Annotated in this window: 23 protein-coding genes; 5 read left to right on the top strand and 18 right to left on the bottom strand. The window is 38.3% G+C overall.

The annotated features are described in order from the left end of the window. Positions 1-3: 3 nt before the first annotated feature. From cruF to ACE1CA_RS19585, 3 genes are all read left to right on the top strand, one after another. Entirely contained in the window at positions 4-945 is a 942-nt protein-coding gene (gene cruF / locus ACE1CA_RS19575) for a gamma-carotene 1'-hydroxylase CruF (RefSeq protein ID WP_413278150.1), read from the top strand. After that, positions 942-2,150 carry a 2'-O-glycosyltransferase CruG gene (gene cruG, locus ACE1CA_RS19580; RefSeq protein WP_413278151.1) on the top strand — a complete coding sequence of 403 codons (1,209 nt, stop codon included), beginning with the start codon at positions 942-944 and terminating at the stop codon, positions 2,148-2,150. Before cruF ends, cruG begins: the two co-directional genes overlap by 4 nt. 128 nt (positions 2,151-2,278) lie before the next feature. After that, positions 2,279-3,061, top strand: a complete 783-nt coding sequence (locus tag ACE1CA_RS19585; RefSeq protein WP_413278152.1) for a ZIP family metal transporter — start codon at positions 2,279-2,281, stop codon at positions 3,059-3,061. 76 nt (positions 3,062-3,137) lie between these two features. Here ACE1CA_RS19585 and ACE1CA_RS19590 read toward each other — a convergent pair whose 3' ends face one another. The 4 genes from ACE1CA_RS19590 to ACE1CA_RS19605 all read right to left on the bottom strand — a co-directional run bounded on the left by ACE1CA_RS19590 (position 3,138) and on the right by ACE1CA_RS19605 (position 9,222). Then, complete coding sequence (locus ACE1CA_RS19590) at positions 3,138-3,812, bottom strand: Uma2 family endonuclease (RefSeq protein ID WP_413278153.1); 675 nt, start codon at positions 3,810-3,812, stop codon at positions 3,138-3,140. Between the two features lie 147 nt (positions 3,813-3,959). Continuing rightward, positions 3,960-6,752, bottom strand: a complete 2,793-nt coding sequence (gene treY / locus ACE1CA_RS19595; RefSeq protein WP_486517453.1) for a malto-oligosyltrehalose synthase — start codon at positions 6,750-6,752, stop codon at positions 3,960-3,962. Between the two features lie 12 nt (positions 6,753-6,764). Next, positions 6,765-8,588 (bottom strand): malto-oligosyltrehalose trehalohydrolase, encoded by a 1,824-nt coding sequence (gene treZ / locus ACE1CA_RS19600; protein ID WP_413280419.1) that lies wholly within the window; start codon positions 8,586-8,588, stop codon positions 6,765-6,767. 259 nt (positions 8,589-8,847) lie between these two features. Further along, entirely contained in the window at positions 8,848-9,222 is a 375-nt protein-coding gene (locus ACE1CA_RS19605; protein WP_459563689.1) for a c-type cytochrome, read from the bottom strand. Positions 9,223-9,465: 243 nt separating this feature from the next. On the opposite strand from ACE1CA_RS19605, the gene petG reads away from it, so the two are divergent. Continuing rightward, complete coding sequence (gene petG, locus ACE1CA_RS19610) at positions 9,466-9,579, top strand: cytochrome b6-f complex subunit V (RefSeq protein WP_073592562.1); 114 nt, start codon at positions 9,466-9,468, stop codon at positions 9,577-9,579. A gap of 422 nt (positions 9,580-10,001) precedes the next feature. Next, positions 10,002-10,190, top strand: a complete 189-nt coding sequence (locus ACE1CA_RS19615) for a CsbD family protein (protein WP_413280421.1) — start codon at positions 10,002-10,004, stop codon at positions 10,188-10,190. A gap of 50 nt (positions 10,191-10,240) precedes the next feature. On the opposite strand, the gene ACE1CA_RS19620 is transcribed toward ACE1CA_RS19615, so the two are convergent. From ACE1CA_RS19620 to ACE1CA_RS19685, 14 genes are all read right to left on the bottom strand, one after another. Beyond that, positions 10,241-11,212: an FTR1 family iron permease gene (locus ACE1CA_RS19620; RefSeq protein ID WP_413280422.1), complete on the bottom strand. Its 972-nt coding sequence runs from the start codon at positions 11,210-11,212 to the stop codon at positions 10,241-10,243. Between the two features lie 113 nt (positions 11,213-11,325). Beyond that, positions 11,326-11,760: a ferritin-like domain-containing protein gene (locus ACE1CA_RS19625; RefSeq protein WP_413280423.1), complete on the bottom strand. Its 435-nt coding sequence runs from the start codon at positions 11,758-11,760 to the stop codon at positions 11,326-11,328. A 531-nt stretch (positions 11,761-12,291) separates the two neighbouring features. Further along, positions 12,292-12,582, bottom strand: a complete 291-nt coding sequence (locus ACE1CA_RS19630) for a hypothetical protein (protein ID WP_413280424.1) — start codon at positions 12,580-12,582, stop codon at positions 12,292-12,294. A 33-nt stretch (positions 12,583-12,615) separates the two neighbouring features. After that, positions 12,616-13,101 carry a hypothetical protein gene (locus tag ACE1CA_RS19635; protein WP_413280425.1) on the bottom strand — a complete coding sequence of 162 codons (486 nt, stop codon included), beginning with the start codon at positions 13,099-13,101 and terminating at the stop codon, positions 12,616-12,618. A 75-nt stretch (positions 13,102-13,176) separates the two neighbouring features. Next, positions 13,177-13,800, bottom strand: a complete 624-nt coding sequence (locus tag ACE1CA_RS19640; RefSeq protein WP_459563690.1) for a hypothetical protein — start codon at positions 13,798-13,800, stop codon at positions 13,177-13,179. Between the two features lie 304 nt (positions 13,801-14,104). Then, positions 14,105-14,914 (bottom strand): energy-coupling factor ABC transporter ATP-binding protein, encoded by an 810-nt coding sequence (locus tag ACE1CA_RS19645; protein ID WP_413280427.1) that lies wholly within the window; start codon positions 14,912-14,914, stop codon positions 14,105-14,107. A gap of 22 nt (positions 14,915-14,936) precedes the next feature. Continuing rightward, positions 14,937-15,710, bottom strand: a complete 774-nt coding sequence (gene cbiQ / locus ACE1CA_RS19650; RefSeq protein WP_413280428.1) for a cobalt ECF transporter T component CbiQ — start codon at positions 15,708-15,710, stop codon at positions 14,937-14,939. Positions 15,711-15,819: 109 nt separating this feature from the next. Further along, the gene (locus tag ACE1CA_RS19655) at positions 15,820-16,176 is read right to left on the bottom strand and encodes a PDGLE domain-containing protein (RefSeq protein ID WP_413280429.1); all 357 of its coding nucleotides are present in this window, start codon (positions 16,174-16,176) and stop codon (positions 15,820-15,822) included. A 10-nt stretch (positions 16,177-16,186) separates the two neighbouring features. Then, positions 16,187-16,933, bottom strand: coding sequence for an energy-coupling factor ABC transporter permease (locus ACE1CA_RS19660; protein ID WP_413280430.1), 747 nt, complete (start codon positions 16,931-16,933; stop codon positions 16,187-16,189). A 215-nt stretch (positions 16,934-17,148) separates the two neighbouring features. Then, positions 17,149-18,126: an aldo/keto reductase gene (locus tag ACE1CA_RS19665; protein WP_413280431.1), complete on the bottom strand. Its 978-nt coding sequence runs from the start codon at positions 18,124-18,126 to the stop codon at positions 17,149-17,151. Between the two features lie 270 nt (positions 18,127-18,396). Beyond that, complete coding sequence (locus tag ACE1CA_RS19670; RefSeq protein ID WP_413280432.1) at positions 18,397-19,242, bottom strand: FkbM family methyltransferase; 846 nt, start codon at positions 19,240-19,242, stop codon at positions 18,397-18,399. 20 nt (positions 19,243-19,262) lie between these two features. Then, positions 19,263-20,405 (bottom strand): glycosyltransferase family 4 protein, encoded by a 1,143-nt coding sequence (locus tag ACE1CA_RS19675; RefSeq protein WP_413280433.1) that lies wholly within the window; start codon positions 20,403-20,405, stop codon positions 19,263-19,265. A gap of 23 nt (positions 20,406-20,428) precedes the next feature. Continuing rightward, the gene (locus ACE1CA_RS19680; RefSeq protein ID WP_413280434.1) at positions 20,429-21,151 is read right to left on the bottom strand and encodes a class I SAM-dependent methyltransferase; all 723 of its coding nucleotides are present in this window, start codon (positions 21,149-21,151) and stop codon (positions 20,429-20,431) included. Between the two features lie 33 nt (positions 21,152-21,184). After that, positions 21,185-22,201, bottom strand: coding sequence for a glycosyltransferase family 2 protein (locus ACE1CA_RS19685; protein WP_413280435.1), 1,017 nt, complete (start codon positions 22,199-22,201; stop codon positions 21,185-21,187). Positions 22,202-22,222: the final 21 nt, after the last annotated feature.

Here is a 22,222-nt window from a genome sequence, read left to right on the forward strand (position 1 = left end):
TTTATGAAGCAACTTGTTATAGTCGAGCGCTTTTGTCTAGCTGGACATATTTTATCGATGTTTTTTGGCTGGGCGGGGTTGTTGTACGTTTTACCACGTCCAGAACTGATTGCCAGTTTACCAGATGCCGGACAGGTTTTCTTTGGTTTGAGTATGGCTTGGGGTGGAGTGATTAATATCATTCTGGGGGCGATCGCCGTATCAATTTTTGCTTATCGTACCTGGGGAGTTTGGCCTTGGTTGAGTTTCATGTTTCCGGCGATGTTGATTTCTGTCAGCAGCGAATTGTTGGGAACTAGTACCGGATTTCCTTTTGGTGATTATCATTACCTGAATGGGTTGGGGTATAAAATTGCTGGTTTAGTGCCGTTTACGATTCCAATTTCTTGGTTTTACATGGGGATTGTTTGTTATGCGATCGCTCGTGCTGGAATCAGGTTAGCAGAAAAACCGAGTTGGATACGTCAACTGGGTGCGATCGTCCTTGGTGCTTTAATGTTCACCGCTTGGGATTTCGCCCTCGAACCAGCTATGAGCCAAACTATTGTACCTTTCTGGTATTGGGAACAAGCAGGAGCTTTCTTTGGCACTCCTTACCAGAATTATGCCGGGTGGTATGGTACCAGCTTTTTGTTCATGAGCGTAGCCGCAATTTTTTGGAACTTCAAGATTGGCGCAGGAAAGCAAAATTCTCCCAGCGAATTCACTAAAAAACAATTAAATTTTCCCCTAGTTATTTATGTAAGCAATTTCGCATACGCTGCCGTGTTAAGCTTGGGTTCGGGTTTCGGCATTCCAGTTTTATTGGGTGTATTGGTAGGCGTGATTCCCACATTGGCACTTTATCAGTTAGCATCTAACGGCAAAGCTTTATTTGCTACTGAAGAATCAGCTACCATTAAAACCGAAATACCAGTGGCAGCGGTAAAAGTAGGAATCAAGTGAATCAAGATTTTTCGATCGTGGCGGGTGCTGTTTGTTTTGGGTTGTTACTGTTACAAGTACCAGCCACATTTATTCTGCTTTCCCGCCTTTTCAAAGGGCCTTTTCGTCAACCTCCCCTTTCCCCCCTTTCACCTACACCAGATCTAATTGGCGCAGTCAGTGTGGTAGTTCCCACCCTCAACGAAGCCAAGCGAATTTCTCCTTGTTTAGCTGGGTTGAGTCGTCAAAGTTACGAAGTGAGAGAAATTATTATTGTCGATAGTTACTCTCAGGATGCTACCCCTGATTTAGTCAAAGAAATTCAGCAAAAAGACCCTAGATTTCGCTTAATTAATGACGATCCTTTGCCCAAAGATTGGGTAGGAAGACCTTGGGCTTTACACAATGGTTTTCTTTACAGTTCTGAGGAAAGTGAGTGGATTTTAGGCATTGATGCTGATACTCAACCGCAACCAGGATTAGTAGCAAGTTTAGTCAAAACTGCGGAAGCGCAAGGTTATGATTTAGTGTCTCTTTCTCCCCAGTTTATTTTGCAATATCCTGGGGAGTGGTGGCTACAACCTGCGCTTTTAATGACTTTATTGTACAGATTCGATCCGGCAGGAACGAATAATCAAAGCCCGGAAAGGGTAATGGCAAATGGGCAATGTTTTTTGTGTAGGCGATCGGTTTTAGCAGCTTTGGGCGGTTACACTAGCGCCCGGAGTTCTTTTTGTGATGATGTAACTTTAGCCCGTTATGCTGCTACTCAAGGTTACAAAGTCGGCTTTTTAGATGGTGCAAAAGTTATTAAAGTCAGAATGTATGAAGGGATGGCGCAAACTTGGAAAGAATGGGGTAGAAGTTTAGATTTAAAAGATGCTGCTTCTTTTTCTCAAATATTAGGTGATTTGTGGTTGCTGCTGAGTGTGCAAGCTTTACCTTTACTAATAGTTTTCACCTATTTGTTGATTTCTCCCTTTTTCTCTGTTTCTGCTTTTTCCTTGGTGCTGTTGTTGCGGTTGAATTTATTTTTGGTGGTAATTAGGTTTGCTTTGTTGTTTGCGATCGCGCCATCTTACGATCGCACAAACAGCAAATCTAATTGGACTTTTTGGCTTTCCCCCCTAGCAGATCCCTTGGCTTTTTTGAGAATTCTGCTATCCTCACTAAATAAACCTACTCAATGGCGAGGGAGGATTTATGAGAAAAAGCAGAAGACATAGGGATAGGGGAGATGGGGGGATGGGGGGATGGGGAGAAAACAATTTAGCCACATCTTCAACTCTCCCTACCTCTTCTTCCCAGTCCCCAGTCCCCAGTCCCCAGTCCCCAATCTGATTACTTTAGCTATATGTTGAACAATCCTTCAGTTGTATATGGACTTTTGGGCAGTTTAGGTGCTGGTTTAGCAACAACAATTGGCGCATTGCCCATTTTTTTTATTAAGCGAGTTACTGAGAAAGTTCAAGGAGCAATGTTAGGATTTGGGGCAGGAGTAATGTTAGCTGCTACCTCTTTTTCTTTAATTATTCCGGGAATTGAAGCTGCTACTTCTGCAACAGGAAATAATGTGACTGCTGCTTTAATTGTGGCGATCGGAATTTTACTAGGTGGCGCTTTTTTATGGTTTACTCATCGCAATTTTCCCCACGAACACTTTATTAAAGGTTCTGAAGGAAATCAGCCGAGTAATTTAGCGCGAGTTTGGTTGTTTATTTTGGCGATCGCACTCCACAACTTCCCCGAAGGTTTAGCCGTAGGAGTAGGTTTTGCTAGCGGCGAAGTCAGTCAAGGATTAACTTTAGCAGCGGGAATTGGTTTACAAAATATCCCCGAAGGTATGGTAGTTGCTTTATCTTTAATTGCGGAAAGATACTCAAAATTATATGCTTTATGGATTGTATTACTTACTGGTTTAGTGGAACCTTTTGGCGGTTTAATTGGTGCTGGTGTAGTGTCTTTAGCTAAACCTTTAATTCCTTGGGGACTATCTTTTGCTGCGGGTGCAATGTTATTTGTAATTAGTGATGAAATTATTCCCGAATCTCACCGTTTGGGTTATGAAAAACAGGGAACGATCGGGTTAATGTTGGGTTTTGTATTGATGATGCTGTTAGATGTAGTTTTGGGGTGAAAAATAATTTTTTTTACTACCAAGATACGAAGGAAAAAGAATGGATTTTCACTATTGATTTCTGTTTAATAATTTATTACCGTGATGATAAATTTTTGAAAAATTCCGCATATTCAGGTGAGTTTAATCCTTCTTGTAACACTGTTAAAACTGTTGCCATATTCCCTGATAATAATTCATTGACTGCTAACCAAAGTCCCGGAAACACCTGACTTTTTATCACACCATTTTCATCAGGTTGCAATAATATATAGTTACCGTTTTGTAAAGAAAACCAATCTAATTTTTGCTCGAAAACTTGCCAAACTAAATATTCTTGTACACCATTTCGCTCATAAGCTTGCTTTTTATCATATAAATCATAAGATGCACTACTAGCAGCAATTTCTACTACTAATTCCGGCGCACCTTCGATATAATCATCATCTGTAACACGAGAATTTCCGCCTGTTTCAATTCGCAAAAAAGCATCAGGTTGAGGTTCATTATTTTCATCTAATCTCACAGTTGTATTGTCACTTAAAGCAACACCAGAAGTCGCTGCTTCATAAACACCCAACCATGTAATAATTCTACTATGTGGTTGACCGTGACTTTTGAAACGAACTGCTGCTGCCATATAAACTACTCCTTCGATCAATTCAGCTTTTTTAATGTGAGGAGATGCGGCATATCTGCGTTCAAATTCATCGCGGGAAAGGCGATCGCCTCCTTCCAAAGGCGGAACAATTAGCTTTTGAGTCACAGCCATTTTTGATGTCTCCCTTCGCTGACTGATTTTATTTTAGAAGAAGCTTGCTAAAAATGTAGAGACGTTTCATGAAACGTCTCTACAGTAAATTTTAATTCAGTCCGCGCAGGCGGACTTCGTTTGTGTAGCTGCGATTTTAATCGCTTATTAATCGATCAACAATGCTGCGGGAAAATGTTGTAATGCTTCACCGATATAAAGAGTATTATTGCACTTCACATCCTGCAAAGTAATCGCATTTTTCCAAGCAGTTGGCATTCCTTCTGGTAATTCAATGTTGGTATCTTCCCAAATATTTTTACCTAAAGGCAGTTCTCCCGGTTGAATTACTTTTGCTAATAAGCGAGTTGCTAGGGTAATTGCTACTTTGTTTTCATGAATTCTAGCGAAGGCTATTATGCGATCGCTAAACTTACCCTTCACCATCAATGGTTTATAATCACCATCTTGGAAAAGTTGCAAATGTTCTTTTCTCGCTTGCAACAATTGATAAGTCAAGAACATTTTTATTCTGCCATCTTCTTTAGTAACAAACAAATCTTTAATTAACTGGAGAATATCTGCATTAATGCCATTTTTGATTTGCTGCAAATAATCAATTCGCTTCTGATATTCAACAGGACGACGATTATCAGGATCTACTAAACTTAAATCCCACAATTCATTACCTTGATAAAGGTCTGGAACTCCCGGAGAAGTGTTTTTCAAAAGTACTTGAGAGAGGGAATTGAAAATCCCATATTCAGCAATTTTTTGTTGGAAAGGACGCAGCTTTTCCAAAAACTCATTAGATTCTGGATCTGATAAAAGCCGATCGACAAAATTGAGATATCCTTCTTCATAAGCGCTATCAGGTCTTAACCATGCCGTATGAACTTTAGCTTCTCTTACTGCTTTAATGACAAAATCTTTCACCCTTTGGACAAATTGGGTAAACTCATTTTCACTGAATGGAAAAGCACCAATCAGGGTTTGATACAGGAAATATTCGTCGTTTGTATCTGGTACAGGTTTGTTTTTAATAATAGTTTTCTTGGCGCGATTCATCTCACTCCAAGTCCAGACATTTTCTTCCCATTCTGATGCTAATTCCGACAAAACATTAATTCTTGCTCTGGTATCTTCACCTCGTTTGGTATCATGAGTTGCAGTAGCATTCATTGAATGTAACCAATGACTACTTCTTCTTAAATTAAACTCATGAAATTCTTCAGGAGTAACGCCAAAACTCCCTGGATTTCCTCCTACTTCATTGAGAGAAATTAGGCGATTATAGTTATAGAAAAGTGTATCTTCTACACCTTTTGCCATCAAGGGGCCTGTTAATTGCTGAAACTTCATGATAAAGTGATGGCGATCGGCTTTTTGTTCCTCATTCAAATAATTTTCATCTTGGCGTAACAGCAACTTTTCTAAATAGCCAAGTTCCTTCACCAACAATGGCAAACGACCTTTAGCTTTTTCAATTGTTTCTTTGATGTAAGTGATATCTTCTGGTCGCACATCTGGTGAAGAAGTGTAGGTACGATACACTGGAAATAATGCCAATACCTCTGATAATACTCTTTTTAAACCATTAGCAGTAAAGTCACTTCCTTCCCTAGTTTGACCAGAAATATGTTTGAGCTTTTGGGCTAAATTATCCACATCACCCAACAAATTTTTCTCGATTATTAGATGCTTTTTCTCGGTTACTAAGTCGTGATATGGTGCATTCGATCCAGTGAAAGCTGAGTAAATATCTTGAAATTCTTGTTCGCGATCGCAACAGCAGTAAAGACCATTCACATAGTTAAGATAATCATAACCGCTCGTTCCTTGAATAGGCCAATGATGCGGTAAATCTTCACCAACTAATTCTAAAATCTTTTCCGCAGTGATATAGGTATCTCCGACTTTTTCTCGGAGTTTTTCTAGGTAATCATTTGGGTTATAAAGACCGTCAATATGATCGATTCTTAACCCAGTAAATTTCCCTTCTCTGACAAATTTCTCAATTAAAGAATGAGACCTACCCAATACTTTCATTTCTTCCACTTTTACAGAAATCAACTCGTTGACGGTAAAAAATCTGCGATAATTGATTTCTTCTGCGCCCACTTTCCAGAAAGATAAGCGATAAAATTGATCGGAAAGGATGCTATCTAAAAAATTAAAAGTTTCCGGTTTTCCCGGTTCTCCATTAAAGAATTGAATGTTATTGTCGAAGAATTCTTTAACAGATTCGTTTTGGGTGTAAAGTTCCCACAACAACCCTTTTACAAAGGCAAGTTGGTCGTATCTTTCTCTTCCCTTGAATTCTGCTGGCAGGTTTTTAATCAGATAAACTACACCCAGTAACTTAACAAAATCTGGATGTCTTCTGCCTAATTCTCTACCTAATTGTCCGAGATTTTGCGTCAAGAAACGAGTATAAGATTCGATTCTAATAGGCAATTTTAAGCCAAAATAATCAATGCTTAATCCTGTTTCATCGTAGTTTAATTTGATATCGCCATTTTCCAGGCATTCTCCATAATAAGTGCCGAGTAAAGGTGCGAGAATTCTACCTCTGAAGCTTTCGTAAGCGTGATTCCATTCGATATCGAAAAAGTCAAAATATTCTGAATCTGGGCCATTTTCTAGCACATCCATCAGCCATTTATTTTCGCTATCATAAGCCATGTGGTTAGGTACAATATCTTGTAACCATCCCATATTATGACTTTGTAAATCGCTCAATAATTGCTCAAATTCTTCAGGTGTTCCTAACTCTGGATTTAATTGCGTTGGATCGACTACATCGTAACCGTGAGTGCTACCAGCCCTAGCTTTGAAAATGGGCGAAGCGTAGAGGTCAGAAATTCCCAATTCTGCCAAATAGTTGACTATTTTTTGGGCGGAAGCAAAGGGGAAACCGCTATGAAATTGAATGCGGTAAGTTGAGGTAGGAATTCTCATATTAATCTGGGTTTATGCTTGGTATAGTACGAAACTTTTGGCGGGAATTGTGAGTAATTCACCAGGGATCAATTTATCTGGCATTGTAGCACTTAGTCCCATCCATTTAGTGTCAGCAGAATCGAGTAGTTTTTGCCAACTTCCGCTGGGTGTTTCAATATCGAAGGTGAGAGTGCGATCGCTAAAATTCATCACATAAAACACCTGATTTTCATCACTGTAGCGCCGCATAAACAACAATTTCTCTTCTTCCCGACTCGATACTTCTAACCTCTTTTTATCCAGAACTTTCAAAGCCTCATTGATTCGCCGCAAGAAAATCAATTCTTGGTAAAAATCCCACAGAACTTTGTGTTTATCTTGATATTGTTGTTCCCAATTTAAAACACACTTGTTAAACGTTCCCTGATCTTGTGGATCTTGAAAATCCTTCTCATGTCCAGCTTGTAAAAACTCATCTTTTTTGGATTTTCTCACTGCTTCAATTAAATCCGGGTCTGAGTGACTAATAAAATAGAAAAATGGTGCTTCTTCCCCATATTCTTCACCCATGAACAGTAAGGGAATAAAAGGCGAAAGGATCAGCGTTCCTGCTGTTAATTTTAAACCTTCAAATGAAGTGAGTTTTGTCATTCTTTCACCCAAAATTCGATTACCCGTTTGGTCGTGATTTTGGGCACAAACAATAAACTTATAAGCAGGTTCTTCCGCAGATGAATTTCCGTGACGACGTTTTCTATCTGGTGAATATTGTCCCGAATAAACAAAGCCCTCGCGCAAGGATTTTTCTAAGTCTTTACACTTGCCAAAATCTTTATAATACTTCTGTTGTTCACCAGTAATTAACGTATGCAGCGAGTGATGGAAATCATCACACCATTGAGCATCAAGTCCATATCCACCCACCTCTTTCGGACGAATGATTCGTACATCATTAAAGTCACTTTCTGCTGTAAGATAAAACTTCCTACCTTTTTGTTGGGAAAGTGCATGAACTCTCTCAGCTAACTCTTCTAAAAAGTGTTTGGCACTGAAATCATAAATGCCCTGAACTGCATCTAATCTCAGGGCATCAACGTGAAAAATATCCAACCAATATAAGGCATTTTCGAGGAAATATTCTCGCACCCCATCGCAATAAGCAAAGTCTAAATTGGGTGCATCTCCCCAATCACCGAGATACTTTTTCGTAAAGTAAGGGCCAAAATTAGGTAGATAATTTCCCTCTGGGCCTAAGTGATTGTAAACTACATCTAAAATTACCGCGATTCCTTCTAAATGACAGGCATTAATGAGTTTTTTGAATCCATCTGGTCCGCCATAGCTGTCCTGAACTGCGTAGGGATACACGCCATCATAACCCCAGTTTCGATCGCCGGGAAACTGTGATACTGGCATGATTTCAATAGCATTAATTCCTAACTCTTTTAAGCGAGTCAGTCGGGGAATAACTGCTTCAAAAGTTCCTTCTGGGGTAAAAGTGCCAATGTGTAATTCGTAAATTATGTAATCTTCTAAACGAATGCCTTTCCAATCGCGATCGGTCCAATTAAATGTACTATGATCGAATACTTCCGAAGCTTTATGTACACCTTCCGGTTGAAAATAAGAAGCTGGATCGGGGAATTCTTTAGTTCCTTCTAATTGATAAACATAACGGCTACCCGGTTCAATATCTTCTGCGGTAACTTGCCAAAAACCATACTCCAATTGTTGCATTGGAAGCAATTGTTCATTAGGTGAAACAATTTTTACTGCTACTTCTTTGAGCAAGGGTGCCCAAACTGTAAATTGACAACGATCGTTCCCTAAGTAATTAGCGCCTACTTTTACCATTGGCTGCTTTTAACTCTCATTCGCTCCCCTTAAAATACAATAACCTCAACTGTGGGGAATCTGTCCCAGAGTTGATTTTATATAATCAATATTTAACTCGGATCTTGCAGTAGGGGAGGTAGAACCTCCCTAATCTCGTTACCAGGTTCAACCTGGTAACGAACAACTGAGGCTCTGCCTCTTGGTAATTTTATAAAAAAATTAACCCCCAAACACTATATAGTGCCAGAGGAACAAACAGCATTTATTTTTGACAGATTTACAGCTTTTCCAAATAACTGAGGAGATCTGCCATTTCTTGTGTTCCTGGTTGAAATTGTGGCATTGGTGGAGTTTTGCCACTGATGACCTGCTGAATTAAACTAATTTGTGATTTACGCTTGGAGATACCTTGCAAGCTGGGGCCAACTCGACCATCTGCTTCTAAACCATGACATCCAGCACAGTTCATTTGAAAGATCGCATGACCCCTAACTGGATCGCCTGTTAGGGACATAACACTCTTAATATATGGATCGGACATTTGCCACTGATGAAAAATCACCATCCCTAAAAAGATTGCCAGCACTAGTGCAAGAACCCATAAGGTGAGTTGTCCAATCAGGGCTTCTGGTTTAATTAATTGTTTATCCACATGGTTGCCTAGCAAAGTGAGAATTACAAGCAATGTTTTTAATCATATACATAGCTTAAGATTTCTAGACAATTCAGGCAAGCTACCGTAACAGGCTAGAGGTCGCTTCCCGAAAGTGATTCAGCCCTATCCTCCCAGGTTGAGCTTAATTTTTGCTTTACATTTAGTTAATACTTGTGGTCGCAGTCCTTAGTAGGATAATGAAATAGAAGTAATAAACGTTAACATTCAAGGAGATCTGACGTGGTAGAACCCCTACTTTCAGGAATTGTGCTGGGCTTGGTGCTGGTAACTCTGGCTGGGTTGTTTGTTGCTGCTTACTTGCAATACAAGCGTGGCAATCAGTTGGGAATCTAAAAGCTGTTATATTATGTCCGGTTAAGTAGGTGCAAATAAATAAAGTGATAATAATATTCTGCCTTGGTTTTCACTTGATTTACTTATAATCAGATCTTGCACCAATAGGCAGAGCCTCCATTCTTCGTTCCCAGGTTGAACCTGGGAACGAGGATTTGGGAGGTTCCTCCTCCAGGAGTGCAAGATCTGAGTATACCTACTTAATCAGACTTACTATCCTTAACCCAAAACTTTGTAGAGACGTTATATATAACGTCTCTATAATTTTGCTTTCATGTATTAACACAAAATTGTTTAGTGCCGCATCTAGCTAACGTTATGTTTTTGATTATGTTTTAAATATCACTCTCGAAAGATCCTTTTTTACTCCTTAGTTATTCATAATAGCTGATGAAAGATTAAATCATTTTTTGGAGGTTATTATGAGCGTTGAAGATCGTTTGAATGCAGTTGCTAAAAATGTTGAGGGCAAAGTTCAAGAAGCAATGAGCGAAGTAACAGGTGATCCTCAAGATAAAGTGGAAGGTAGAGCTAAACAAAGAGAAGCTGCGGCAATGCACGCTAAAGAAGATTTGAAAGATGAAGCAAAAAGAGTTATCGACAGAGCTTAATATGTTTTGTTAAGCTAGATCCCCGACTTCTTGAAGAAGTCGGGGATCTGTTAAGAACTGGCAGATTTTTCTGTTGTTGTTAAAGGGTCTTTGCTATTCTTTTTAGGTACAGGGGTTTTACCATTCAAGCTGCGGAAGTAAAGTCCGCCGATCGCGAGTAAGAATAGTACGTAAGCGATCGCTTGTACTTGATAAAGTTTATCGGTGTAACCGAAAAGAGTTCTTAAAATTAAACCGGGGAATTGACTTTGGGGGAGAATTTTACTCAGATCCCAAACCATTGGGCCTAAAATACAAGAGGGGTTTTTGGCAAATCTTTCGTAGTAGAAACAAAAACCTTCTGACTGACGATTCATTTGGGAGAGAGTTCTCATTCCTTCGTTCAAATCTCCCAATGCAGAAATTACTAAACCTGCAACAATTAGGAGTAATAAAACTCCCATAATTTGAAAGAAGCGGCGGATATTAATTTTGATTCCCCACTTAAATAAAAGTATGCCAATTCCAGCTGCTACTGCTAATCCGCTAAGTGCGCCAATGGCGGGAATTAATCCTTGTTGAAATTTGCCGATGATAAAGAGAACGGTTTCAAATCCTTCGCGCAAAACGGCGATAAATATTAGGGTGAAAATCCCCCATCCGGCAGCTGTATTTTTTAGGAGTGCGGCGTTGACTGCGCCTTCTACTTGGGATTTCATGGATTTTGCTTGCTGTGTCATCCAGATTAACATCCAGCTGAGCATGGCGATCGCACCCAGCCCAAAACCCGCTTCTAAAAAAGGCTCAATTACAGCCCCATAAGGCGAATTAGAAGCACTTAATAATTGGAAGATCCAACCTATTAGTAACCCAACTAATCCACTGGCAATAATTCCTAAACCAATTCCTGCATAAACCCAAGTGTTAAGTTTAGGTTGTTCGGCTTTTTTCAACAAAGCCAAGACAATTCCCACTACTAAAGCGGCTTCTACTCCTTCTCTGAGGGTAATTACAAATGTTGGTAAAGCAGCACTAAAATCCATAATTTGTTAATTGTTAATTGTTAATTGGTAATTGGTAGTTGGTAATTACTTCAGGTAGTAGTTTCTGCTTTTTGCCCACTACTTACCACCTCCTACCCACTACCTATTAATTATTAGCTAAAATCCCGCAACATTTTCTTGATTTCTATGTTGTGTAATTCTTCTTGTCCAATCATAGTGCGGGCAAATTCTTCTAGATAAATACTAGCATTTTCTACTGTTTCTAGAAGTGACTTATACAAGTTTAGCGCTTTTTTTTCGTGATTTAAACTTTCCTCCAAAATGTCTTTGACTGTGTGTTTGTAGGTTTCTTCAATTGGGGCAATTTTCAGGGTAGGATGACCTTCTAAGCCTGTGAGAATTTCTCCTACTTGTTGGGAGTGGAGTAAAGATTCTGTGGCTTGGGCTTTGAAAAATTGCACGATCGGAATCCGATTTTGCCCTGTTACCATCAAAGAGTAATGAGTATAGCGTACCACTCCTGCTAATTCAAATTCCATGATTGAGTTGAGGATGGCGATCGTTTTTTCTTGGTCTAGTTCTCTCATCAGTCGTCGCTGTAATTTACTACTGGTCAATTAATAATAAGTAATTGATAACTGAAAAATTTGATTTATTTTATTCAATTATCTATTGCTTATTACCAGTTAACCATTACTAGTTATTTTTTGGCTATTTTGTTCTATTGTCTTAAGTTTTCCTGAACTAATAGTCAACAATTAGGAATTACTTGGGTTACTCCTTACACTACTATTACTTCCGTGTCTTTTTTACGATTAATGCAATTTATTTGCAATAAACAAATGATATAGCTCTGAAACTCTCCGTCAATAGCTTGTTTGTATTTTTTAATATTTTGATAAAAATTCTTAATAAAGTTAAGTAGGGGTAATTCATGAATTACCCCTACATTAGATGAGGACTTACGCACTGAAACTAGAACATCGATTCAGTATTGTCGTCGGCGATGAGAAACCGGGTTTCTTTCGCTCGCACAGTCAATATTTCGTTACCCCAAGTCAAAGAAACCCGGTTTCTGGGATTACTGAATTGGTGTTCTAGGGCTTACTTACAAAAAATTACTTTTTGAACAAAATCTTAAATTTAGCTAAACGTGGATGACGTAGAGCCTTATTTTTTAATCCCCGCTTGCGTAAATTCTTCCTAGTTAAACTCAAAGATTGGGATGGAGTACTAGCAACACTTTCGGCAGTTAAACTTAAAGACTTGTATGGAGTACCAGCAAACTTTTCATTTTGACTGACTCGCCAGTAAGCAATGGGAAAGGTAACACCAAACAACAATAAAACGCCTACCAATGTCCAAACATATTTGTGCAATCGTTGACAATTATTGGATCGAGTTTCCATTTATGATTCCCTCATTAACTAAATCTTTTTTGATTAATTTTTTGGCATGATAGGTAAGTATGGAAATAAAGGATGCCAATTCATTACCGTTGCTGCTACGAAAAAGACAAACATCCAGAAAAACATCGTTCTAGGTTTAATGTTCTTTTTGCGCCACATTAGATGGAGAACCAACCAACTACCCAACCAACCTATTAACAAGATAGTTTGTTTTCCAGCATAGCTGCCTAATGAACCGTACATTTTATCAACGTTATTGCTTCCTGGCATCCAACCACCAATTTGAGAAAGCATTTCATCAACGGATTTTGTTGTTTCTGAAAAATGATGAAATACCATCATCAAAAAACAACCAAAACCAGCACTAACTAAAGCAGCGGCAGCAGGGCCAGAAACTTTCGGTGGGTTTGGCGAACCCTCCGCTAAAACTTTGGGAAATTGTTTTAAAGTATCCCAAATTTGGCTATATATGGGGATATTAAGTTTTTCATTTCTTTGATTTAATGGTTGTTTAGTCATTTTGTGTTGAAAAAAATCCCCGATTTTAGGGTTGGTTAAACTGCAATTTTCTCCTTATAATAATTGGGAATCGATTTACAATCCGTGAACCTTAGACAGCGCTAATCCTGTGATTAATCCACCCATGCTGAAAAACATCATTGCCATTAAAGCGATAGAAGTTCCTGCTAAAATTTGACTGTTTTGTTTTTCTAAAATAGCATCTCCATAAGAGAATAAAATCCAGGTACAAACTACGCCTAATGGCAAGGTAAACAAGACACTAAATATGTGATATTCCATGAATATGTAATGAGCTAAAGGTGTATGTTCTTCAAACCAAGCGCGAGAACCACCGTATTCTGCACCAGCAAGATATCGCATATAAGCTAAATTTCCAGATGCGATCGCTACCAGTGTAAATAAGCTTGTCCAAAATGCCAGGGTACGCATTTGATGCAGAACTTTTATCGATCCCCTAAGTAAAGGAAAAGCTAAATGTCCAGCATAAACTGCGACAATACTTAACAATACAGCCGCTAAACTGTGTATGGTACCTATGGTTCGCTTCCAAGGATTTGGGTGCAATAAGTTAATTAATGGTATGAATAGAAATAGTGCTGCCGACAGAAAACTAAGTCCATAAACGCAGACTTTTGCAATATCTAGCCTTTTTGGATAATTGGATAAAACAGGGTCGTTCTGTGGTTCTTCCACTATGTTTTTCCTTAAATTAGGGTGGTCAATTCAAATTAGCCAATTATAGTATATATACAATTTTTTTTAGAAGTGTCAATTTTTACTATAATTCTTATGATTATAAAATTTCTATTTTGCCGTCAAGTATTTTTGAAAATTCTTATGATTGACAGCAGCATAACTAATATTTTTTTATGATTACAATTTATTAAGAAAATTTAACATAGCGGTTGCCAAAATTATCAGGTATAGCCAAGTTTTATTTTTTGTTTTCTGTTGCCCGTTCCTAATTTTGCAGAGAAACAGGGTTTTTACGAAAGTTCTATTAATGTTGATGGCGAGTAACTTCTTGCAGGGTTGGGGGGACTTTGTGAGGCGCATCTGTAAGTAGACAATAGGGGCGACTGTAGCAGAGAGGCGCTTCTAAAGAATGTTGAATTAAAAATTCCGAATTACTCATTACTTGTTCAGTTTTGCCATCAAAAACTACTTCGCCTTGACTTAATACTATGGTGCGATCGCAAATTTCCAACGCCAAATCTAAGTCATGGGTAGCTATTAATTGAGTGATGGATAAACCTTGTAATAAATTAATTAATTCCCGGCGAGAACGGGGATCTAATTGTGCCGAAGGTTCATCTAATACTAATACTTGGGGATTCATTGCTAAGACTCCGGCGATCGCAATTCGTTTCTTTTCCCCACCAGATAAATTATCAGTATTTCGCTTACCATAATATTCGGGATCGATGCTGACTGCTGCCATTGCTGTGAGGACTCTTTCGGTTAATTCGCGATCGCGTAAACCTTGATTCATTGGCCCAAAAGCCACATCTTCCCAAACTGTCGGCATAAATAATTGATTGTCGGGATTTTGAAATACCAACCCAACAAAATTGCGTACTTTTTGTAAGTTTTCCGTATTCACTATCCATTCCCCAATTTTTACCTGTCCTTCTTGGGGCAAAATAATCCCGTTTAAGTGTAATTGTAAGGTAGATTTTCCCGATCCATTAGCACCAATTAAAGCAACTTTCTCACTAGCTTTAATAGTTAAGTTAATTTTTTTCAGTGCTTGCGTGCCGTCAGGATAACTGTAGCTGAGGTTTTCAATGAAAATGGGATTGTGGTGCATTTGGAGAATTGTAAAACTAAGACTAAATGATATAAATTGCTTGTCCTAATAATGCCAAAACTAGGGTTAAAGTTAAAGCTACAATATCACGTTTTCCTCCAGCAGGTAAATCAAAAACAGGTGGTACTCCTTGATATCCGCGTGATAACATTGCTTGATAAACGCGATCGCCTCTTTCATAAGTGCGAATAAATAAAGCCCCAATCATATTACCAAGTACTTGCCTTTGCCAAGCACTATTTCCCGTCAAATTCCGGGAAACAGCTGCCCGACGCATGGCGTTAAATTCTCCAATTAACACGCTAATATAACGATACATTGAAGCCAAAATTGCTACTAACAATGGCGGCATTTTTAAAGCAATTAACCCATTTAACAAAGCCGGAACCGAAGTAGTTAAAGTTAATAGATTTAACATTAATAAAGATAGCAAAGCTTTAATCGTGACGCTACCCAATACAGTCAAACCTTCTGTGGTAATTTTTATAAATCCCCAAAACCACACAACTTCGCCACCACTGCGAAACAAAGTGCCAAAAAGAATTACTACAACAAAGGCAAACTCCACAGCTATTCGCTTAAATAGCACTGGCAAAGTCACCTTACTTAGTAATACTAAACCAAGTACACTCAGACCATAAACTAACCAAGTCCACCAGCGACCATTGGGGGTTAAAGCAGTAGCAAATACTAAAAGGATAGTGCAGAGTAAGCGAGTTTTTGGGGCTAAAGAATGCCAAAAACTTAACTGTTTGCTATCAATATCTAATTGAAAGGCGTTAACGTGAAGTAACATCGTTAATTAAAGATTTCGGATTTGTGAGTTTTAACGAATTGAAGCTTTAATTTTGGCAAAAAATCCCAAATCCAAAATCTAACCATTGGCAAGGGAATTTTCTGAGGAATTAGGGGTTATTGCGATCGCTAATTTCCTCAGAACTAGAACGGCGAATTACTAATTTACCAATGCCCCAAGCCAAACCAAAAGTTGCTAAAGTACCGATTAAACCTGCTAACGGAGTAGCTATTCCTTCCGGTACACCTCGCAAGGCATATTCATCGAAAATTCCATAAAAAGGTAATTTTCTAGCAGGGGCATCTTCAATTGCTTTATCCTCAAATTTTAAATCTTGAGAAACGCGATCCAAGCCATCAGGATCGGAACTAGCAAAAGGGGAAAGGAAAACACCAATTAAAAGTGCTATTCCTAAACCACCAATGATTAAAGCCCGGTTACGTTGTTGGGAATTGTTATTAGTCATAGCGCATTGATTAATGATGGGTTAGAGAACGAGAACTGGAAAATCTCCGGGGTGGATGGTAAATTAAATCTGGTCTAGTTCGCCAAATAAAACTTACTGCTGCTAATGTAATTAACGCTTCTCCGATGCCAATCAAAATGTGCCAAGAAGCCATTGCAGTTAAAGCAATTCCTAACGGTACAGTCCCAGATAATGCTAATTGAAAGGCGGTTAAAATTGCGGCTACAAATACGCTTAACCAACTAGCAACTACAACACCAATGGCTACTCCTTTCCAACTATCTCGACCGATCACATATCGTATTGCGCGATACACATAATAACCGCCAAAAGTGCCGATTAAGCCCATATTAGTAATGTTTGCGCCTAATACTGTCAATCCTCCATCTTGAAAGATTGCCGCTTGCACAATAAACACTACTACCATTACTAAAGAACCTGCCCAAGGGCCTAATAAAACACCTGCAAGCGTGCCTCCTAACAAGTGTCCTGAAGTGCCTCCGGGAATGGGAAAATTAATCATTTGGGCGGCAAAAATGAAGGCGGCGCAAACGCCCATTAATGGTACTGCTTTTTCTTGATATTCTGCTTGGACTCGATTTAAGCATAAGGCAATTAGAGCGATCGCCAATACCCAACAAACTAGGCTAACAGGTAAACTTAAAAACCCATCTGGGATATGTAAGGCTAATTGTGGTTGGATTACCCAATGTAGCCAGCTGGAAAATGAAAGATCGAATGACACGAATGAACTCATACTCAATAACAAATTTTGTCACCCTGATTTTAAGGTGTAACTTTATTGATAAAAGCTTTTTTTTACAAAAAATTCAATCCTATGGGGGGGTATGTTGATTAAATGTATGCTGAATCACTAATAACCTTTGTAGTAAATATTCCCCAAGAAGGATGATAAACTTGGTAAACAAAACTACTAATTTACTGGAAAAGTAAGCCTTTCTTAAGAAAATCTTAAGTCCAAGACCGAAAGAAAGTGTTATCTTCCCAAGCCGCTGCGGTTCGTTGTTCAATTTCTGCCATAGTAGTTGCGCTTAACATTTGAAATGCTTGTGCGACTTTGATATTAGATTCCAATTGTTCTACATTTTCAGCAGCAATTACAGCACAATTTACCCCAGTTTGAGAAAGTGTATAGCCAAAAGCTTGGTGCATTCCTTGTAAAACACCAGGCTTAAATAAATTGCCATAAGCCGGAACTTTCATCGCAATAACTCCGACATTTTTTTGTTGCGCTATTGGCAGAACTGCGGGAATAAATGGGCGAGGATGATGTTTATCTGCGGCGTTAACTGGAATTAAGGTAGTGTCAAAATTATATCGTCGCAATCCTTCAACAATTATCGCTGGTTCATGGTGTCCAGTAATCCCAACAAACCTGACTAATTTTTGTTGTTTTGCTTCTTCAAAGGCTTGTAAGGCACCATTTTTACCGAAGATTTTGTCTAGTTGTTCGCTAAAAGCAACCGAGTGAATTTGCCATAAATCGAGGTAATCTGTTTGTAAACGTTTCAGGCTACGTTCTAATTCTCGCCATGCGCCATCACGATCGAACATTCTAGTTTTACTAGCCAAGAAAATTTGCTGACGATATGTTGGTAATACTTTACCTAAATAATCCTCACTAGGGCCATAACTAGCAGCGGTATCAAAGTAGCGAATTCCTAATTCTAACGCCCGCTGAATAATTGCGATCGCAGAAGCTTCCGAATTTTCCCAAGATAAAGGCGTTTGTCCCGCACCACCTAAACCTAAAATAGGAACCTGTACACCAGTTTTTCCTAATAACCGTTCTGGCATTTTTACCTTTCCAGTTTGATTAGTTGTTAACGCTGGTGTGAGGTTTCCTTTCAAAGTAGCACTCCCGACAATTCCACTTGCTAAGGCTATGCTGGTAGTTAAAAAAGCACGTCGCGTTTTTCTTTTAATCATAAGAATAAGGCAGAAGGAAAAAAGGTCTGTACAACAGCTTCTTTACTTGTTTTTAACAATATAATTATTTTTGCCAAGCTGCTCTAGGTTATACCTTAACATAACCAGTTTCTTGTTAGGTTGCAACTAAGCGATGTAATTTTCACTTCTGCTAATGCTAAAGTCTAACTTGGAAATATTTCATAACCTATAATGTATTCTGTTATACAGCCATTAATATTACGATGTTGGCAATACGTTGGATCGAATAGTTGCGTCTTCAGAGGCAATTTAGTTGTTATCTCTTAGTTCATAACCTGTTGCCCCTTCTGATAGAATTTTGGTATAGCCTAAGCTTTCTAAAAATTCCATCATTTTTTGTTGTTCTGGAGAATTCGCTGTTTCCCAAAAAACAGTTTTTATCGCTTTGGCAGCAAAGAGGGATTTACAACTTTCTAGGATTTTTAAATCGTATCCTTCGGCATCAATTTTTAAAACATCAATTCTGGGTTCATTATATTTTTCTAAAAGGGAGTTTAGGGTTAACATTTCTGATCGACGTACCCCCGCTTGATGTTCATCTGTAACTACTTTAGTTAACATGGTGGGATCGCCGAAGGTATCTAATAATGCTGTGCCGTTGCGATCGCCAATACACCCGGAAAAAACTTCAGATCTAGACGGATAATCTTTTAAATTCTCATGCAATAACTCAACATATTCTGTAACTGGTTCAACAGCTATTACTCTAGTTCCCTCTTTTTGCAACCACAAAACAGAGTAATAACCAAAATTCGCCCCAATGTCAACTAGCAAACCCTTCCTTCGTTCTAATAAAATTTCTTGAGTGAGAAACTCTTCATAGTACCCACTCATCACAAAAAATCTAGAGTGTAAACAATTAGGATTAACTTTAATTTTAGTCTGAGGAAATTCACGAGGAGAGCCGTAAGTGTACAACAATTCTGTTTCAGAATCTAAAGGAATTTCCGCCAAAGCTAACCAATTAATTGGAGCAGCATATCTGATAGGTAGAATATGTAGCAAATACTTTAATCCAAAAAGAGTATTCTTCTCACCTAAAACATAAGAATTTAATTTAATAAATCCTTTAATCAATTCTTGCTTTATTCCCATACTATTTTACCTTGTTGTGACTACAACCTTTCCCAAAAATCAATGTAAACCTTTAAAGTATCCTGAGCAATCTTTCGCCAACAAAACATTTGTGCCACTTCCACACAGCGTTGAGAAAGCCGAGAATATTTACTTGCTTCTAAAGTCAGTAGCTTAACTATTTGATTACTAAAACCTTCCCTATCTCCAGGTACAACCATAAAATTTTCCTCAAAATTACCCAGCATTTCTCTTGGCCCCGGTACGTCATAAGCTACAGTAGGAAGACCACAAGCTAGTTTTTCCAGTACAGCAAAACCAAAACCTTCGATATAGCTAGGAAATGCACCTACAGTGGCACCACTTAAAAAATTTGGCAATTCATCACTGGTAAATTGGGGTATTATTTCAATACCTTCATTTGCTGTTAAGTTCAGATCTTCTAAAACAAATTTAGCACTAAAACCTGAACCTAAAAACAAAAAACGAACATCACAAACTTTTGCTTTAACACTCTTAATAATTTCTGCCCAATCTCTAGAACCCTTGCGTGTCCCCCAAGTACCAATAAAAACCACTTGTTTGTTATTTAAACGTACCCCAGCAGGTTGTATAACTTCAGCAAATGCCTGTTGTCGTTGCGGGGAAAGTCCAAAAGGAAAAACAAAACTTTTCTCACCTAAACCCAAAACATCACCCGCATAAGCGAGTTCATCATGATTGGGTAAATTGATTAAATCACAGGTTTGCAAACTACGCAAACATTCATAATTTCCTTTTTTGGAGCGCCAAGAATGCAACCAATTTTTAATCCGAGTTCTCTTTTTTTTCGGAGGCCATTTAGTCTTTTCCAGATGAGCAAATTCATCATAAAAGGCATACAAACCTACAGAACGAGCAACCAATAAACCCTTAAATCCCAGTTCTTCTTTAGAAAAAGGTAAGTTACCTTGATGAGCATCAATAATATCAAATCTATGGGCATTTGCTTGTACAAAAGCTTTTGCTTTAGCTGAAAAGCTGGAGCGATAAATTTTTCCTAACAGAGATGAAATAGTTTTTGGAAAAGCATCGTAATAGTCAAATTTTTCTACTTCATGTCCCATTGCCTGAAACTCATCCGCCAATTCTAATTGCACTCGTGAACCGCCTAAATTGCGATTCCAAGGCATATGCAGTACCATCAGTATTTTTAGCGATCGATTCATTATTCCAAATCACTCTCAGCTATCAGTGGCTTATAAGCAATAGCAAACCAACCAATACACATAGTTGGTGGTACTTCTAAATTTGATTGGGCAATTAAATTTTTCATCAACCAGACTAAACGAGGCAACCAGTATTTAGTCCACCAAGGCATTTTACAATGTGCCACGTAAGCTCCCAAGAAATGAGCAGCAGTGGTGTGCCAATTTCCCAAAGGACTAACTTCAATTCTTTCAAATCCTGCTGTTTCTAACTCATTTATTAAACCAAAATTTGTCCAACGGCGAAAATCATTAGGTGTTTCGTGTAAGCCTGCTAAGAAAGGCACACTTAGAAAAAAACCACCTCCAGGACGCAAAATATTATAAATGCTAGAAAGTAGTAATTCGGGACGACGGGCGTGTTCTAATACCTCTGTAGCCATAGCCCAATCAAAGGAATTATCGGGATAAGGAATTGACTCTCCATCATATAACACTGTGTCAGGAGGCAAGGTGTGACAACTACTGGCGACATCAACACCTTTGTACGACGTGATTTGGGTAAATAAGGAACGATATGGTTGAGTACCACAGCCAATGTCTATCAGATCTCCTTTAACTAAAGGTTGTATAGTTAATAATGCTTCTAAAAGTAATTTTCTCTGAAAATAAAGAGCATTCCATTGGGTATTGGGAACATCAAGAAAATTATCTGGCTTTAATTTCTCTAAAGGAATTGTCATTTTTATACCAATTTTAACTATTTAGATAAAACCTTATCTCTTGCCAAGCAAATCTTTGGCAAATGTCTTCCAAAAGATCGGCCAACGAGCTAATGTAGGTCTAGACATTAAATGAAAGAAAAACTGAGAGAATGATAGTGGTTTAGTGCTACGAATTAAAGAGTGGATTATTTCATAGTCGCCTGTGTCAATTGCAAACTTTTTTCTTAACAGCCAAGGAAGCTGGGCAGCTGCTGATAGAGCTACATGACTAATTTCAGATAATTCATTAAAATCTTCCGATAAATTGCCTAAACATTTATTTTGACCATGATATTTAAAGTTCACCCATTTCTGATTTACCGAAATTACCTTTGGTTTTTGACTGAGAACTCTTAAAAATAATTGATAATCCATTACAGCTTGTAGGTTAATATCTAAAGGAAAGCTTTTGTCTGCAAATTCTGTAGCAACAAATACAGCTGGCTGTGGCAAGTGCCGACATGACCAGAATTTTAAATACTTATAAAAGCTAACTGGATAAGACTTACCAAAATCTCTATACTCAATAATTTCGTTGCCATTTAAATCTAAAGGACAGAACTCACCACAAATTAACTGATAGCCCTGCAAATAAAGCTCGGCCACACTTTTTAAGCAATTAGGCGTAGCATAAGCATCATCTGCATTTAGCCAAACGAAAATATCACCTGTGCAGAGTTTATATCCTTTATTAATAGCATCTGTCTGACCTTTGTCTGGTTCACTTACCCAGTAAGTTAGATATTCTTCGTATTTTTTGATGATATTAACCGTTTCATCTGTAGAACCACCATCTATAATTATGTATTCTAAATTTGGATAACCTTGTGATAGGACAGAACGAATGGTTTCTTCTATGAAGCGTCCGTAGTTGTAGCTGGGTGTAATAATACTAATAAGTGGCAATTGGGCATAATTCAATATGGGTTCGGATAGTATTTCCGGCTGTTCTGTCCAAGGCCATCCGCTCTTATCAGTTGGTGGTGCTGGTAAGTCTTCTACGGTTAAAGGTCTAGTGATAATTGGCATAGAAGGAATAAGTATAATTTA

Origin of the sequence: Floridaenema evergladense BLCC-F167 (genome assembly GCF_041929205.2) — a bacterium.
Classification (GTDB): domain Bacteria; phylum Cyanobacteriota; class Cyanobacteriia; order Cyanobacteriales; family Aerosakkonemataceae; genus Floridanema; species Floridanema evergladense.

What these genes read in the sequence shown, in the direction of transcription:
- cruF (WP_413278150.1), top strand. Translation starts at nt 4, where the DNA reads ATGAAGCAACTTGTTATAGTCGAGCGCTTTTGTCTAGCTGGACATATT.
- ACE1CA_RS19585 (WP_413278152.1), top strand. Translation starts at nt 2,279, where the DNA reads ATGTTGAACAATCCTTCAGTTGTATATGGACTTTTGGGCAGTTTAGGT.
- ACE1CA_RS19590 (WP_413278153.1), bottom strand. Translation starts at nt 3,812, where the DNA reads ATGGCTGTGACTCAAAAGCTAATTGTTCCGCCTTTGGAAGGAGGCGAT.
- treY (WP_486517453.1), bottom strand. Translation starts at nt 6,752, where the DNA reads ATGAGAATTCCTACCTCAACTTACCGCATTCAATTTCATAGCGGTTTC.
- treZ (WP_413280419.1), bottom strand. Translation starts at nt 8,588, where the DNA reads ATGGTAAAAGTAGGCGCTAATTACTTAGGGAACGATCGTTGTCAATTT.
- ACE1CA_RS19615 (WP_413280421.1), top strand. Translation starts at nt 10,002, where the DNA reads ATGAGCGTTGAAGATCGTTTGAATGCAGTTGCTAAAAATGTTGAGGGC.
- ACE1CA_RS19620 (WP_413280422.1), bottom strand. Translation starts at nt 11,212, where the DNA reads ATGGATTTTAGTGCTGCTTTACCAACATTTGTAATTACCCTCAGAGAA.
- ACE1CA_RS19625 (WP_413280423.1), bottom strand. Translation starts at nt 11,760, where the DNA reads ATGAGAGAACTAGACCAAGAAAAAACGATCGCCATCCTCAACTCAATC.
- ACE1CA_RS19630 (WP_413280424.1), bottom strand. Translation starts at nt 12,582, where the DNA reads ATGGAAACTCGATCCAATAATTGTCAACGATTGCACAAATATGTTTGG.
- ACE1CA_RS19635 (WP_413280425.1), bottom strand. Translation starts at nt 13,101, where the DNA reads ATGACTAAACAACCATTAAATCAAAGAAATGAAAAACTTAATATCCCC.
- ACE1CA_RS19645 (WP_413280427.1), bottom strand. Translation starts at nt 14,914, where the DNA reads ATGCACCACAATCCCATTTTCATTGAAAACCTCAGCTACAGTTATCCT.
- cbiQ (WP_413280428.1), bottom strand. Translation starts at nt 15,710, where the DNA reads ATGTTACTTCACGTTAACGCCTTTCAATTAGATATTGATAGCAAACAG.
- ACE1CA_RS19655 (WP_413280429.1), bottom strand. Translation starts at nt 16,176, where the DNA reads ATGACTAATAACAATTCCCAACAACGTAACCGGGCTTTAATCATTGGT.
- ACE1CA_RS19660 (WP_413280430.1), bottom strand. Translation starts at nt 16,933, where the DNA reads ATGAGTTCATTCGTGTCATTCGATCTTTCATTTTCCAGCTGGCTACAT.
- ACE1CA_RS19665 (WP_413280431.1), bottom strand. Translation starts at nt 18,126, where the DNA reads ATGATTAAAAGAAAAACGCGACGTGCTTTTTTAACTACCAGCATAGCC.
- ACE1CA_RS19670 (WP_413280432.1), bottom strand. Translation starts at nt 19,242, where the DNA reads ATGGGAATAAAGCAAGAATTGATTAAAGGATTTATTAAATTAAATTCT.
- ACE1CA_RS19675 (WP_413280433.1), bottom strand. Translation starts at nt 20,405, where the DNA reads ATGGTACTGCATATGCCTTGGAATCGCAATTTAGGCGGTTCACGAGTG.
- ACE1CA_RS19680 (WP_413280434.1), bottom strand. Translation starts at nt 21,151, where the DNA reads ATGACAATTCCTTTAGAGAAATTAAAGCCAGATAATTTTCTTGATGTT.
- ACE1CA_RS19685 (WP_413280435.1), bottom strand. Translation starts at nt 22,201, where the DNA reads ATGCCAATTATCACTAGACCTTTAACCGTAGAAGACTTACCAGCACCA.